The sequence below is a fragment of the Micromonospora sp. ATLC20 genome (genome assembly GCF_057196585.1).
Map to the genome: position 1 here is coordinate 1 of NZ_JBXUOV010000059.1, position 12581 is coordinate 12581.

The 12581-nt window shown below is 73.1% G+C and carries 14 protein-coding genes and 1 pseudogene; 6 read left to right on the plus strand and 9 right to left on the minus strand.

Annotated elements, in window-relative coordinates; translation table 11 throughout:
• From AC2CHG_RS14895 to AC2CHG_RS14905, 3 genes and pseudogenes are all read right to left on the minus strand, one after another.
• Positions 1–196: pseudogene (locus AC2CHG_RS14895) on the minus strand (YdcF family protein); the annotation flags it as partial.
• A gap of 21 nt (positions 197–217) precedes the next feature.
• Positions 218–487: a DUF4873 domain-containing protein gene (locus tag AC2CHG_RS14900; protein ID WP_013476935.1), complete on the minus strand. Its 270-nt coding sequence runs from the start codon at positions 485–487 to the stop codon at positions 218–220.
• The gene (locus tag AC2CHG_RS14905) at positions 484–1200 is read right to left on the minus strand and encodes a TetR family transcriptional regulator (RefSeq protein ID WP_484524951.1); all 717 of its coding nucleotides are present in this window, start codon (positions 1198–1200) and stop codon (positions 484–486) included. Before AC2CHG_RS14905 ends, AC2CHG_RS14900 begins: the two co-directional genes overlap by 4 nt.
• Positions 1201–1248: 48 nt before the next feature.
• On the opposite strand from AC2CHG_RS14905, the gene AC2CHG_RS14910 reads away from it, so the two are divergent.
• On the plus strand, positions 1249–2139 hold the full coding sequence (locus AC2CHG_RS14910) for an AurF N-oxygenase family protein (RefSeq protein ID WP_355514442.1): 891 nt from the start codon (positions 1249–1251) through the stop codon (positions 2137–2139).
• 44 nt (positions 2140–2183) lie between these two features.
• On the opposite strand, the gene AC2CHG_RS14915 is transcribed toward AC2CHG_RS14910, so the two are convergent.
• The 5 genes from AC2CHG_RS14915 to AC2CHG_RS14935 form a co-directional block, all read right to left on the minus strand.
• Complete coding sequence (locus tag AC2CHG_RS14915; RefSeq protein WP_262016281.1) at positions 2184–3641, minus strand: cellulase family glycosylhydrolase; 1458 nt, start codon at positions 3639–3641, stop codon at positions 2184–2186.
• Positions 3642–3779: 138 nt separating this feature from the next.
• Entirely contained in the window at positions 3780–4070 is a 291-nt protein-coding gene (locus AC2CHG_RS14920; RefSeq protein ID WP_013476931.1) for a BON domain-containing protein, read from the minus strand.
• Entirely contained in the window at positions 4064–4630 is a 567-nt protein-coding gene (locus AC2CHG_RS14925) for an STAS domain-containing protein (RefSeq protein WP_484524952.1), read from the minus strand. The genes AC2CHG_RS14920 and AC2CHG_RS14925 overlap by 7 nt, the downstream gene beginning before the upstream one ends.
• Entirely contained in the window at positions 4627–4944 is a 318-nt protein-coding gene (locus tag AC2CHG_RS14930; protein ID WP_262016270.1) for a GlsB/YeaQ/YmgE family stress response membrane protein, read from the minus strand. The genes AC2CHG_RS14925 and AC2CHG_RS14930 overlap by 4 nt, the downstream gene beginning before the upstream one ends.
• 9 nt (positions 4945–4953) lie before the next feature.
• Positions 4954–5319, minus strand: coding sequence for an STAS domain-containing protein (locus AC2CHG_RS14935; protein WP_262016271.1), 366 nt, complete (start codon positions 5317–5319; stop codon positions 4954–4956).
• A gap of 149 nt (positions 5320–5468) precedes the next feature.
• On the opposite strand from AC2CHG_RS14935, the gene AC2CHG_RS14940 reads away from it, so the two are divergent.
• The 4 genes from AC2CHG_RS14940 to AC2CHG_RS14955 all read left to right on the plus strand — a co-directional run bounded on the left by AC2CHG_RS14940 (position 5469) and on the right by AC2CHG_RS14955 (position 9000).
• Positions 5469–6143 carry a response regulator transcription factor gene (locus AC2CHG_RS14940; protein WP_262016272.1) on the plus strand — a complete coding sequence of 225 codons (675 nt, stop codon included), beginning with the start codon at positions 5469–5471 and terminating at the stop codon, positions 6141–6143.
• Complete coding sequence (locus AC2CHG_RS14945; protein WP_262016273.1) at positions 6140–7489, plus strand: sensor histidine kinase; 1350 nt, start codon at positions 6140–6142, stop codon at positions 7487–7489. The genes AC2CHG_RS14940 and AC2CHG_RS14945 overlap by 4 nt, the downstream gene beginning before the upstream one ends.
• Positions 7486–8049 carry a GerMN domain-containing protein gene (locus AC2CHG_RS14950; protein WP_262016274.1) on the plus strand — a complete coding sequence of 188 codons (564 nt, stop codon included), beginning with the start codon at positions 7486–7488 and terminating at the stop codon, positions 8047–8049. Before AC2CHG_RS14945 ends, AC2CHG_RS14950 begins: the two co-directional genes overlap by 4 nt.
• Positions 8050–8190: 141 nt before the next feature.
• Positions 8191–9000: a SigB/SigF/SigG family RNA polymerase sigma factor gene (locus tag AC2CHG_RS14955; protein ID WP_436971667.1), complete on the plus strand. Its 810-nt coding sequence runs from the start codon at positions 8191–8193 to the stop codon at positions 8998–9000.
• A gap of 53 nt (positions 9001–9053) precedes the next feature.
• Here AC2CHG_RS14955 and AC2CHG_RS14960 read toward each other — a convergent pair whose 3' ends face one another.
• Positions 9054–11054, minus strand: coding sequence for a glycosyl hydrolase family 28-related protein (locus AC2CHG_RS14960; RefSeq protein WP_484524953.1), 2001 nt, complete (start codon positions 11052–11054; stop codon positions 9054–9056).
• 197 nt (positions 11055–11251) lie between these two features.
• Between AC2CHG_RS14960 and AC2CHG_RS14965 the strand changes: the two genes are divergently transcribed.
• Positions 11252–12253 (plus strand): LacI family DNA-binding transcriptional regulator, encoded by a 1002-nt coding sequence (locus AC2CHG_RS14965; RefSeq protein WP_013286147.1) that lies wholly within the window; start codon positions 11252–11254, stop codon positions 12251–12253.
• Positions 12254–12581 lie beyond the last annotated feature (328 nt).

Sequence of the window (12581 nt, forward strand, 5' to 3'; positions counted from 1 at the left end):
CGGCCGGGCCGTGCGGCCAGCCGCGGGTGAACACCACCCGGGCGTCCGGCGCGCGGCGGAACGCCTCGGCGTGCGCGCGGACGTAGGCCACCGCGGCCTCGGTGCGCGCGATGCTCTCCGCGGTGAGCCGGTAGCCGTCGTCGCCGGCCACCACCCCACGGCCGAAGACCAGCAGCACGGTGGCGGGAGACGTCATCCCTTCACGGTACGGCGCGGATCACTCGTCGTCCGGCGGCCAGGGTGGCGTGCCGACGCCGGTGATGCGGACGCCGCCCCACGGGTCCACCTCGGCCAGCCGGGCCCGGGTGACCCGTTCGCCGATCCGGACCTCCACGTCGCGGCGGCCGGAGCGCAGCAGCCGGACCAGGCGCGGTTCCGGCTCGACCCGCCCGGCCCAGTGGTAGCGGCCGTCGACCGGCTCGAACCGCCCGCCGCCGTGCAGCCGTACCGTGGTGCCGGCGATCTGGGCCGTGCCCTCCCAGGTCACCTGTCGATCCGTTCGTGCGCGCGGGTCAGCTCCGGTGGCAGGTCCGCGCCCCGGCGGACCCCCTCGATGCCGCTCCACAGCAGCGTGGTCAGGTATTCGGTGAGCGCGGCCCGGTGGATCGGCTGCCCGTGCGTGGTCCACCAGTCGCCGACCGCCTGCACGAACCCGACCAGCCCGTACGCCCACGGCTCGGCCGGGCCGGCGTCGAGGCCGAGCGCGCGCAGCCGGTCGCCGATGACCCGGGCCAGCCCGGTCGCGACCTGCCGGCTGGTGCCTGTCACCACCTGCTGGATGCCGGGGTGCCCGGACTCGTGCACGAGGAACCGGTAGAGCGACGGCTCGTACTCGACCACGCTCAGGTACGCGTCGATGGTCGCCTCGACCAGCGCGCGCTCCTCGCGTACCTGCTCCACGGCGGGGGCGATGGCGGCGACCACGCGCGCCGCGACCACCTCGCTGACCGCCAGCCAGAGCTGCGCCTTGTCGGCGAAGTAGCGGTAGAGCACCGGTTTGCTGACCCCGGCGGTGGCGGCGACCTGGTCCATGTCGACGCTCGGGCCGTGCTGCAGCAGCGCCTGCACGGCGGCCGCGATCAGTTCCTGCCGCCGCTGTTCACGGTGGTCGGCCCAGCGGTCGCGCCGCCCGCCGGAGCGGGGTGCGGCCGGCTCCCGGGGGGTGTCGGGGCCATTGACATCGGTGGTGGTCCGTCGCATGCTACCACTCGTAACAGTTACTCGAAGTTACGTCAATATGGAGGGGTCATGGCCGGATTCCCGCGCGAGGCGGTCGCCGACCGCCTGCTCTCCGCCTCGGTGCGCACCAGCTACGACCCCATGGTGGACATCGACTGGTCGGCGCCGCCGGTGCCCGGCGCGTACTGGCTGCCGCCGGAGCGCAGCAGCCTCTACGGCACCTCCCTGTGGGACGGACTGACCGAGGACCAGCGGGTCGAGCTGACCAAGCACGAGGTCGCGAGCGCCGCCGCCGCCGGAATCTGGTTCGAGACGATCCTCATGCAGATGCTGATCCGGCAGTACTACGACGCCGATCCGACCAGCCGGCACGCCCAGTACGCGCTCACCGAGGTCGCCGACGAGTGCCGGCACTCCGTCATGTTCGGTCGGCTCATCGAGGCCACCGGCGCGCCGGTCTACCGCGCCGAGCCGTTCGACCACCTGCTCGGGCGATGGCTCAAGTCCACAGCGACCGGCCCGCAGATGTACGCGGCCATCCTCATCGCCGAGGAGATCCTCGACTCGTTCCAGCGCGAGATCATGGCCGACGAGTCGTTGCAGCCGCTGATCCGGATGGTGTCGCGCATCCACGTGGTCGAGGAGGCCCGGCACGTCCGCTTCGCCCGCGACGAGCTGACCCGCCAGGTCGAGGCCGCCGGGCCGGTGGCACTCGCGTACGCGCGGCTGGTGATCGGCCGGGCCGCGTACTCGATCACGCGGCGCCTGGTGCACCCGCGGGCGTACGCGGCGGTCGGGATCGACCCGGCGGCCGGGCGGGCCGCGGCGCGTACGAACCCGCACTGGCGGGCCACGCTGCGCTGGTCCGCGCAGCGGATCGCCGACCACCTGACCGACCTGGGTCTGGTCGCCGGGCCGGGCCTGGTGCTGTGGCGCCGGGCCGGGCTGGTGGAGGGCTGACCGGCGGCGACCCGAAGGGGAAAGGATCGCCGCCGGCCGCCCGGTCAGGAGGTGGGGAAGTCGTCGGCGGTACGGATCCGGTCGCGCATGTACGCGCCGGACTCGGTGAGCACCGACGTCCCGCTGAACGAGCCGGACGCGCAGGTGCCCGGCCGGAGCGCCGCCGAGCCCTCGGGGGCGTCGGAGAACGTCCAGTTGGCGTAGCTGATCTTCAGCCGGTCGAGCAGGTCGAGCCAGGCGTTGCTGCTGGCGGTGTCGACGGCGCCGTCACCGGTGTAGGTGACGGTGCCGAACTCGGTGACGAACAGCGGGAGCCGGCTCGCCGCCCGCTGCACCTCGTTGCGGTAGTTGTCCTTGTGCGACGCGGCGTAGAAGTGGAACGTGTACATGATGTTCTGCGCCCGCACCGGGTTGTTCACGACCTCGTCGGAGTTGCTGCCGTCGGACACGCCCAGGGAGGACCAGCCGCGGGTGCCGACGATGACCACCGCGTCCGGGTCGTTGGCCCGGATCACCGGGATGACCTGCTCGGCGTAGTTGCGGATGGTCGACCAGCTCACCCCGTTGGGCTCGTTGGTGATCTCGTAGATCACGTTCTTCTTCGCCGCGTTGCGCGCCGACACGGTGGCGAAGAAGGTCTTGGCCCGGTCCAGGTTGTACATCGGATCGCCGGGGGTCAGCGTGTGGAAGTCGATCAGCGCGTACATGCCCCGCGCCTCGGCCTTGTCCACGAGCGTGTTCACCTGGGCGGTGAATCCGGCCGGGTTGGTCTCGTAGCCCTGCTCCTGCACGTACATCGAGACGCGCAGCAGGTCGGACCGCCACTCGTTGGCGAGCACGTCCAGTGAGGCGTCGGTGTAGCAGTTGGCGAACCACTGCAACCCGTGCGTGCTCATGCCGCGCAGCTGGATCGGCCGCCCGTACTGGTTGCAGAGGTTGACGCCGCACACCTGGAGCTGGCCGTTGATCGCCACCGGGGTGGTGCCGGTCGGCGGCGGCGGGGTGGTGGTGGGTGGCGGGGTGGTCGGCGGGGGAGTGGTCGGCGGCGGCGTGGTCGCGGGCGGCGGGGTGCTCGTGCCGCCGGTGCAGACCGTGCCGTTGAGCGTGAACGACGTGGGGTTCGGGTTCGACCCGGTCCACGAGCCGTTGAAGCCGACCGTGGTGCTCGCGCCGGTGCCGAGCGTGCCGTTGTAGTCCAGGCTGCGCGCGGTGACCGCCGAGCCGCTCTGCTGCCAGGTGGCCGACCAGCCCTGCACCACGCGCTGGCCGCCGTCGGGGAAGGTGAAGCCCAGCGTCCAGTTGCTCACCGGATCGCCGAGGTTGCGCACCGCCACGTTCGCGGTGAAGCCGCCGGGCCAGGAGTTGGTGGTGTAGGTGACGGCGCAGCCGGTCGCCGCCATCGCGTTCGGTGACGGCAGCACGGCCACCGCCGCCAGGGCGAGCGCGCCGACCGCGCCGCCGGCGAGCAGGTGCCGCCGGGACGGGCGGGGAATCGAGAACATGCGGGAAGGTCCCATCGCTTGATGGTGATCGGACGGTGCCCGTCGTGAACCTGCCCGGAAAGCCCGACGCGGCGGCCTGGGGGAGCGCTCCCAGGGCCGAGCGTAGAGGTGGACGCCGATGCGTGCAACAGCCGCGGCTCAGCGGCCGCCGCGCCGCCCGCCGTAGAGCCGCAGCGCGTTGCAGACGTCGAACACACCCGGCACGTCCCAGGCCAGCTCGGCGGCGACCAGGCGGGTCTCCGGGTCGGCCACCAGGCCGGCGAGGATCACCACCCGGTTCTGCACGGTAACGGTGATCTGCTGCCGGCGGGTGGTCCAGTCGGCGCTGAGCCGCTGCGCGACGAGCGACGCGAGCCGGGTGTCCGCGTCGTCGGGCTCCGGTCCGCCGCCGGTGTACGGAAACTCGGGGTACGGCCAGGGCATCACCACGGGGAGGGCTCCTTCTGTTCGGTCAGGACCGGTCGCCGGGTTGCGGGGCCCGGCGCCGGGGCGCGGCCGTCGACGACGGTGAAGACGCCGTCGAGCCGCATGGTGTGCAGCACGGTGAGCACGAACCGCGACGGCGACAGCAGGCACAGTTGCCGGCCGTCGCGCCGCGCGTCCTGGTGCGCGCGCACCAGCAGGCTGAGCCCGGCGGAGTCGATCACCTCCAGGCCGGACAGGTCGACCAGCTCCATGTCCTCGCGGCGGGAGCGCTCGGCGAGGGCACGGCGGACCGCGGTGGCCGGGTCGACGTCGTGCGCTGCAGGGGTGCCGGCGACCTGTTCCAGGTCGTCCATGCCCAGGCCGTCGTCGGCGATGACCGCCCGGGTGCTGCACCGGGGGCAGTGGTGGGGTCCGGGCGCGAACGGGGAGCCGACCCAGTCGTGCTCGAACACGAGCGTCCACACCACCTCGGCGTCGGGCAGCGTGGCGCCGGTGCTGGTGACGCTGTCGCCGCAGCCGTCGCAGATGAGCATCATCAGGTGGTCCGCGGGTACGACAGTCACACCTCCTCCTTCCGCCGGCCGCCGCCCGCACCGGGCGGCGTCTGGCCCTCCGGCTCCGGCCGGCCCGCGGCGACCACCGCCAGCACGACCGCCACGGCGGCGAAGCCGGTCTGCACCATCAGCGGCAGCACCGGCGATCCGTCGGTGCGGTGGTCCACCAGGCCGACCACGATCGCGCCGAGCAGCGCGGACGCCACGCCGAGCGCGAGTGTCAGCCACACCGGGACGGCCTTGCGCCCCGGCAGGACGAGGCGTCCCAGCCCGCCGACGGCCAGACCCACCACGAGCGCTCCGACGAGCGTGCTGCCGGTCACCACTCCTCCTCAGCGAGATGCGGACGCGACCCGGGCCCGGCCGCGCGCGGCCGGACGGGGCGTGTCGACGACGGGTACGGCACCGAGCCCGGAGTTCTCCAGGATGCGCCGGATCCGTGGATGTGGATTGCTCAGCGTGAGCAGGCCGCCCTGCCGCGCCAGCCGGCGGTGCACGTCCAGCAGCAGCGCGACGGCGGCGGGGTCCACATGCCGGCACCCGGCGAGGTCGACGGTCAGCTCGCGGGGCCGTAGCGCGAGGATGCGGTCCAGCACGTGGGCGACCTCGGACAGCCCGGCGGGGTCCAGCTCGTCGGTGATGTCCACGCGCACGTGCGGCACGGCGGACTCCGGCGGGGACGGCAGGCTGGCAGGCATCGGGTCGCTTCCGTGACGGGATCGGGTCAGTCCCCACTCTGCGCAGGGATCTTGGAGGTCACCGGACGGTTGTGTGACGGTTCGATGACAAAAACCACGAACGGCCCACGCGATTGGGCGACCAGTGCCGGGCCGGTCATGATGCCCATATGACGGCCGTACTGGTGATCGAGGACGACGACCGCATCCGGCTCGCGCTGCAGCTCGCCCTGGAGGAGGAGGGCTACGAGGCCGACGGTGCGCCGACCGCCGAGGACGGGCTGCGCCGGCAGCGGGAGAAGCCGGCGGACTACGTGCTCGTCGACCTCATGCTGCCCGGCATGAACGGGTTCGACTGCATCCGTCAGCTGCGCCGCGACGACGACGTACCGGTCGTGGTGATCAGCGCCCGCGACGACACCCACGACATCGTCGCCGCGCTGGAGGCCGGCGCCGACGACTACGTGGTGAAGCCGGTCGCGATCAAGGAGCTGTCCGCCCGGCTGCGGGCGCTGCGCCGGCGCGTCCGGACGGTGGCCGGGCCGGTGCCCGCCCAGTTCTTCGGCGACCTGGAGATCAGCGCCGAAGCCGGCGAGGTGCGGCGCTCGGGCCGGCCGGTGGCGGTCACCCGCACCGAGTTCCGGCTGCTCTGCGAGCTGGCCGAGCACGCCGGCCGGGTCCTGTCGCGCCAGCAGCTGCTCAGCCGGGTCTGGGGCTACGAGACCGGCGACGAGCGGCTCGTCGACGTGCACGTGGGCCGGCTGCGGCAGAAGATTGAAACCGACCCGGCCAACCCGCGCCACCTGGTCACCCTGCGCGGCCTCGGCTACAAGCTCCAGCGATGACCCGGCCCGGCCTGCGCGCCCGGGTCACCGCGGCGTTCGCCGTCGGCGCGTTGCTGCTGTCGGCGCTGATGGCCCTCTTCTCGTACGACCTGACCCGGCGCTCGCTGCTCGACGAGCGGGAGCGCACCGCGGTCCGGGCCGCCTACTACGACGCCGCGGTGGTCCGCTCCGGCCTGGACACCGGCACCCCGGACGTGGTGGCCGTGCTGCGCTCGCTCGACACCGGCAGCGCCCGCCGTCCGCTGCTGCACCTGCCCGACGGCTGGTACGCCCGGACCGCCGACGTGGGGGCCCGCTCGGTGCCGGTGGAGTTGCAGCGGATGGTGGCCGACGGCAAGCCGGCGGTCCAGCGGATCCGGCTCGACGGGCAGCCCGCGCTGCTGGTCGGCGTGCCGCTGCCCGGCGCGCTCGGCTACTACGAGCTGACCTCGCTGCGGGAGGTCGAGGAGACGTTCCAGGTGGTGGGCCTGGCGCTGATCGCCGTGGCGATCATGGTCGCCGGCGCGGGCGCGGCGCTCGGCTGGTACGCCACCCGGCACAGCCTGCGGCCGCTCACCGCGGTCGCCGACGCGGCGGAACGGATCGCCGCGGGCGACTTCGCGACCCGGCTCGACTCGACCACCGATCCCGATCTCACCCGCCTGTCCAGCTCGTTCAACGAGATGGTCGACAAGCTGGTGCACCGCATCGAGCGGGACCGGCGCTTCGCCGCCGACGTGAGCCACGAACTGCGCTCGCCGTTGCAGACCCTGGCCGCCGCCGCGAGCGTGCTCAACCGCCGCCGGGAGCACCAGGACGAACGCACCGCGACGGCGGCGGGCCTGGTCGCCGACGAGGTGACCCGGTTCCAGCGCCTGGTCGACGACCTCATTCAACTGGCCCGCACCGAGCAGCCGGCCCACCGCGAGACGGTCGACGTGGTGGAGCTGGCCCGGACGGCCTGCCGGGAGCGGTCGCTGCCGGAGAGCCTGGTGACAGTCGACGGCGACGCCCCGCGCCTGTGGTGGGTCGACCGGCGCCGGTTCGCCCAGACGCTGCTGAACCTGCTGGAGAACGCCGAGCGGTACGGGGGCGGGCCGGTCGCGGTACGCCTCACCGGGCGCGACGGCGTGGGCGTGCTGGAGGTCGACGACGCCGGTCCGGGCGTGCCACCCGGCGACCGCGAGATCATCTTCGACCGGTTCGTCAGGGGGCGGGCGGCGCACGACCGGGCCGGCACCGACGGCACCGGCCTCGGGCTCGCGCTGGTGGCGCAGCACGCCGCCGCGCACGGCGGTACGGCCGCGGTGCTGGACCGCGAGCCCGGCGCCCGGTTCCGGGTCGAGCTGCCCGGGGCGCTGCGATGAGCCGCCGGCGGCTCCTGCCGGGCCTGCTCGTGGTCGTGCTGCTGGCCGGCTGCGGGGTGCCGGTGGACGACGAGCCCCGCCTGGTGCAGACGCCGCCGGGGGCGTTCCCGACCCCCACGGTGTCCTCGACCGCCGACGGGGACGGGCGGGTGGACGAGCCGTTCTGCTTCGTCCGCGACGACGGGCTGGTCGTGGTCACGCGCCGGGTGGACGGGCTGCCCGGCGTGGACGCGCACCTGCAGCACCTGCTGGCCGGGCCGGACGGCGGCGAGCGCCGTCAGGGGCTGGCCACGGCGCTGCCGGGCACTGTGGCGGTGGCCGGCGCGACGCTGGCCGGCACGCTGGCGACAGTCGACGTGCGCCAGGCGGGGGAGGAGACCGGCCGCAACGACGAGGTGCTCGCCTTCGGGCAGATCGTGTGCAGCCTCACTCAGCGGCCGGACGTGTACAGCGTCGCGTTCCGCCGGGACGGGCAGCCGCTGGAGGTGCCCCGCGCGGACGGGAGCCTCTCCGCGCTGCCGCTCACCGCCGCCGACTACCGGCCGCTGCTACCTCGATGATGACACGTGTCGCCCCTATGTCCGGATCTGAGGCTAAATCTCCATCGTCCGTTCGGTTGATTTGGCGGTGACCTTTGGTCTAGTGTGGCTGGCACGACCGGTGTGGGAGGCCACCCGTTCTCCGAGGACAGGAAGGGCAGCATGACCACGATGACCATGGGAACGACCGCCACCGAGGTGCAGCGCGCGCCGCAGACCGGTGAGGAGACCCGCGCCAGCGAGCTGATCGCGGCGCTCGCCGCACTGCCCGCCGACCACCCGCAGCGGGCCGCCCTCCGCAACCAGGTCATCGAGGCGTGGCTGCCGCTGGCGAACCACCTGGCCGCCCGCTACAGCGGCCGCGGCGAGCCGGCCGGCGACCTGGCCCAGACCGCCGCGCTCGGCCTGATCAAGGCGGTCGACCGGTTCGACGCCTCGCGCGGCGTCGACTTCGCCGGCTTCGCCATCCCGACGATCCTCGGCGAGATCAAGCGGCACTTCCGCGACCGCACCTGGAACATCCGGGTGCCGCGTCGCCTCCAGGAGCTGCGGCTGCGCATCTCCGAGGCGAACAGCACGCTGACCCAGACGCTCAACCGTGCCCCGACCGTCGCCGACATCGCCGCCCACCTCGACGTCACCGAGGAAGAGGTGCTGGAGGGCCTGGAGGGCGCCCGCGCGTACAACGCGGTGTCGCTGTCCACCCCGATCGGCGACGGCGACAGCGCCACCGAGCTGGGCGACACGCTCGGCACCGAGGACAACGAGTACGAGCTGGCCGAGCTGCGCGCCTCGCTCGGCCCGGCGCTCGCCACGCTCGACGAGCGCGAGCAGAAGATCCTCACGCTGCGCTTCTACGGCAACCTGACCCAGAGCGAGATCGCCGCCCGCGTCGGTGTCTCCCAGATGCACGTGTCCCGGCTGCTCGCCCGCGCCCTGACCAAGCTGCGCGGCCAGCTCACCGAGGCCTGATCCACCCGCACCGCGACCCCCGCCGGCCCGTCCGGCGGGGGTCGCGTCGTGTGTCACCAGCGCGAGGGCGGGGGCGGCGGCACCACCGGCGGCCGGTCGTCGCAGGTGATGGTGTTCGGCAGCAGCCACGGCGCCAGCCAGCCGCCGTCGTTGCCGCCGAGGTCGGTCAGGCCGAACTCCGAGCCGTCCGGGGTGAAGTGGAACGACCCGCAGTTGTTCACGCCGACCGCGCCCACGTTGCGGGCGTCGACGTTCGCGATGCTCGCCCCGCCCGCCGTACGCGCGCTGACCACCGACGTGCCGGTGCCGTCGACCCGGATGTCGCGGAAGCGGACGTTGTCGATGCGGACGCTGTCCTTCACCGGCCAGTCGCTGACCAGCATGATCGCGTTGTAGGTGCTGTCCAGGTACGCGTCGCCGGTCACCTGGATGTCCGCGGCGTCGATGCTGCGGTCCAGCGCGTAGAACCAGATCGCGCCGAGGCCGATGTTCCAGTTCAGGTCGTACGTGCCGGCCCGCACCGTGGTGTTGCCGGTGATCCGCAGCCGGCCGGTGAACGGCTCCGCCCCGAACCGGGAGCCCACCTGGATCGCGCTGCCCTCGCGTACCGGGTCGGCGATCAGGTTGTGCGCGACGGTCAGGTCGGCGCCGCCGTACAGCGCGATGCCGTTGGCCAGCACCGGCGACTGCACCGTGTTGTACGCGAACGTGTTCGACGCGTTCGCCGTGCCCTCCGACCACATCGCGAGCGCGTCGTCGCCGCTGTTGCGGACCACCGAGTTCGTCACCGACGAGTGCGTCACGCCGGTGTGGAGGTTCAGCCCGTCGGCGATCTGGTCCGCGATCACCGTGTTCGTGACCCGCAGGCCGGTCATCGGCCCGTCGAACCACATGCCGACCTTGGTGTGGTGCAGGTAGAGGCCGTCGATCGTGCTGTGGTTCAGCGCCCCGCCGACGGCGTTGACCTGGTCGGTGTCGATCCGCTCGCGCACGTCGCCCTCGACCGCGAAGCCGGACAGGTGCACGTCGCTGCTGCCGCCCTGGGCGGCGTCGCGGCCGTAGAAGCCGACGCCGGTGTGGCGGGATCCGTCGGGCGCCGGGGTGTCCAGGGCGACCTCGCGCCCCCGGACGATCGTGTACCAGCTCCCGGCCCCGGCGATCGTCACGTCGTCCACGACGACGTGACGGTTGACCTGGTAGGTGCCGGGCGGCAGGTAGAGCGGGCGGTCCACCCGGCGGGCGTACGTGATGGCCCGGTCGAACGCGTCGGCGGACTCCCGCCGGCCGGTCGGGTCGGCGCCGAAGGACAGCGCGTTCACCGCGCGAGGTACCACGCGGGGCGGCGCGACCAGGTGCGCGTCCACCAGGTCGATCACCGTCCACGCGGCGGCCGTGCCGCGCGGCGCGGTCAGCCGGACCACCTCGCCGGCCCGATGGGTACGGCCGAGCAGCATCCGCTGCTCGTCGTAGAAGTGGTGCGGCCGGAACGGCTTGCCGATCACCGGCGCGGGCGTGGTGGCCGCCGGGACGCAGGAGCACTCGGTGATCCACCAGTCCGGGTGCAGCAGGTCCGCGCCGGGGTCGTTGGTGAACGGGTACTGGTTGTAGAGCCAGGCGTACTGCGAGGTCAGCGTCATGGTGCGGGCGCGCGCGTGCCCGACGGACACCCGCAGCGGCGCGGTGATCCCGCCGCCGCCCGGCGCGTCCGGGATGCTGTAGCGCACGGTCAGCGCGTTCGTGGGCCGGGGGAGCGTGAGTTCGACGTACTGGCCGGGCAGCAGGCGTACGGCCCGGCGGCCGGACGCCTCACCGGCGAGTGTGTACGCCGACCGGTGCGGCCCGATCACGGTGCCGGTGGTCCGGCCGTGTTCCGCCTCCTGTTCGACGTAGTCCACAGTGGCACCGCGACCGGCGACGAGCGCGGGGTCGAGCCCGGCGCGGGTCACCACGGGAGCCGGCCCGCGCGGCGGACCCGCCGTGGCGGCGCCGGGCGGGACGAGCAGGGCGGTGGCGACGAGCGCCGCCGCGAGGATCCTCGGCACGCTCCGCGACATCGGAGCACCCTTTCTCGGGGGACGGGTGGCCCCGGCGGCGCAGGCCATCGACAAGGTTCCTCATGTTATTCCGGCTCTCTGTTGGCTTTCAAGCATCAATCTGCTCGCATCTTTCGAGCCACCTGCCGTCGTGCGCGGCAAGACCTGACCGCTCGGGCTGTTCATTTCTTGCAAGAATCCGACGTACGATTGCCGCCGTGACGAAGCGCCTGACCGAGGTGGCCCGCAAGGCGGGCGTCAGCGAGGCGACAGTGAGCCGGGTGCTCAACGGCCGCGGCGGCGTGTCCGAGGCGACCCGGACCGCCGTGCTGACCGCCCTCGACGTGCTCGGATACGAGCGCCCGACGAAACTGCGCGGCGAGCGTGCCCGCCTGGTCGGCCTGGTGCTGCCGGAGTTGCAGAACCCGATCTTCCCGGCCCTGGCCGAGGTGGTCACCGGCTCCCTCGCCCAGCGCGGCTTCACCCCGGCGCTGTGCGCCCGCACCATCGGTGGCGTGCCGGAGTCCGGGTACGTGGAGATGCTGCTCGACCACCAGGTCAGCGGCGTCATCTTCGCCGGTGGCTCGTACGCCCTGGCCGACGCCTCGCACGAGCACTACCGGCGCCTGACCGACCGTGGCCTGCCGGTGGTGCTGGTCAACGCCGGCGTCGAGGAACTGGGCTTCCCGCGGGTGTCCACAGACGACGCGGTCGCCGTCGAGCAGGCGTACGGGCACCTGCGCTCCCTCGGCCACGAGCGGATCGGCATGGTGCTCGGCCCGGCCGACCACGTGCCGTCGCGCCGCAAGCTCGACGCGATGGTCCGGGCCGCCGGCTGGGGCGAGGACCGGTCCCTGGTGGAGCGGTCCAGCTTCTCCATGGAGGGCGCGCGGGTCGCGGCCACGAAGCTGATCGAGCGCGGCGCGACAGGGATCGTCTGCGCCAGCGACGTGCTGGCGCTGGGCACCATCCGGGCCGCCCGCCGCCTGGGCTGCGCCGTGCCGGCCGACGTCTCGGTGGTCGGCTTCGACGACTCGGCGTTCATGACCTGCACCGACCCGCCGCTGACCACTGTGCGGCAGCCGATCGAGACGATGGGCCAGGCCGCCGTCGACCTGCTGGTGACCCAGATCGAGGGCGCCGGCGTGCTGCACGACGAGCTGCTGTTCGAGCCCGAGCTGGTGGTACGCGGCTCCACCGCCCCCGCCCCTCGCCGCTGACCCCGGGGGCTTCCGCCCGCCCGGACTTGCCCCGCCGCGCCCGCGTCCGTCGATCTTGGGCTAATGGCGCCTGGAATGCGGCCTACTTCCGGTATCCGAGGTGCCACAACTCCAAGATCGACGCCCGGCCAGTGTCACAGTCGAGTTCTTGCGTTCATGCGTTCGCATCTTGCTGGGTTCGGTTCGCGTCGCTACAGTGACTCCACTCACACCTGACCCGGGGCGCGGTTTCCGGAGGCAGGGCGCGCGCGGCTGCCGTTCCACCACCTGAGGGCAGCCGCGCGGTCACCGCACATCAGTGAAGGCCATGGATACACCCGTTCCCGAA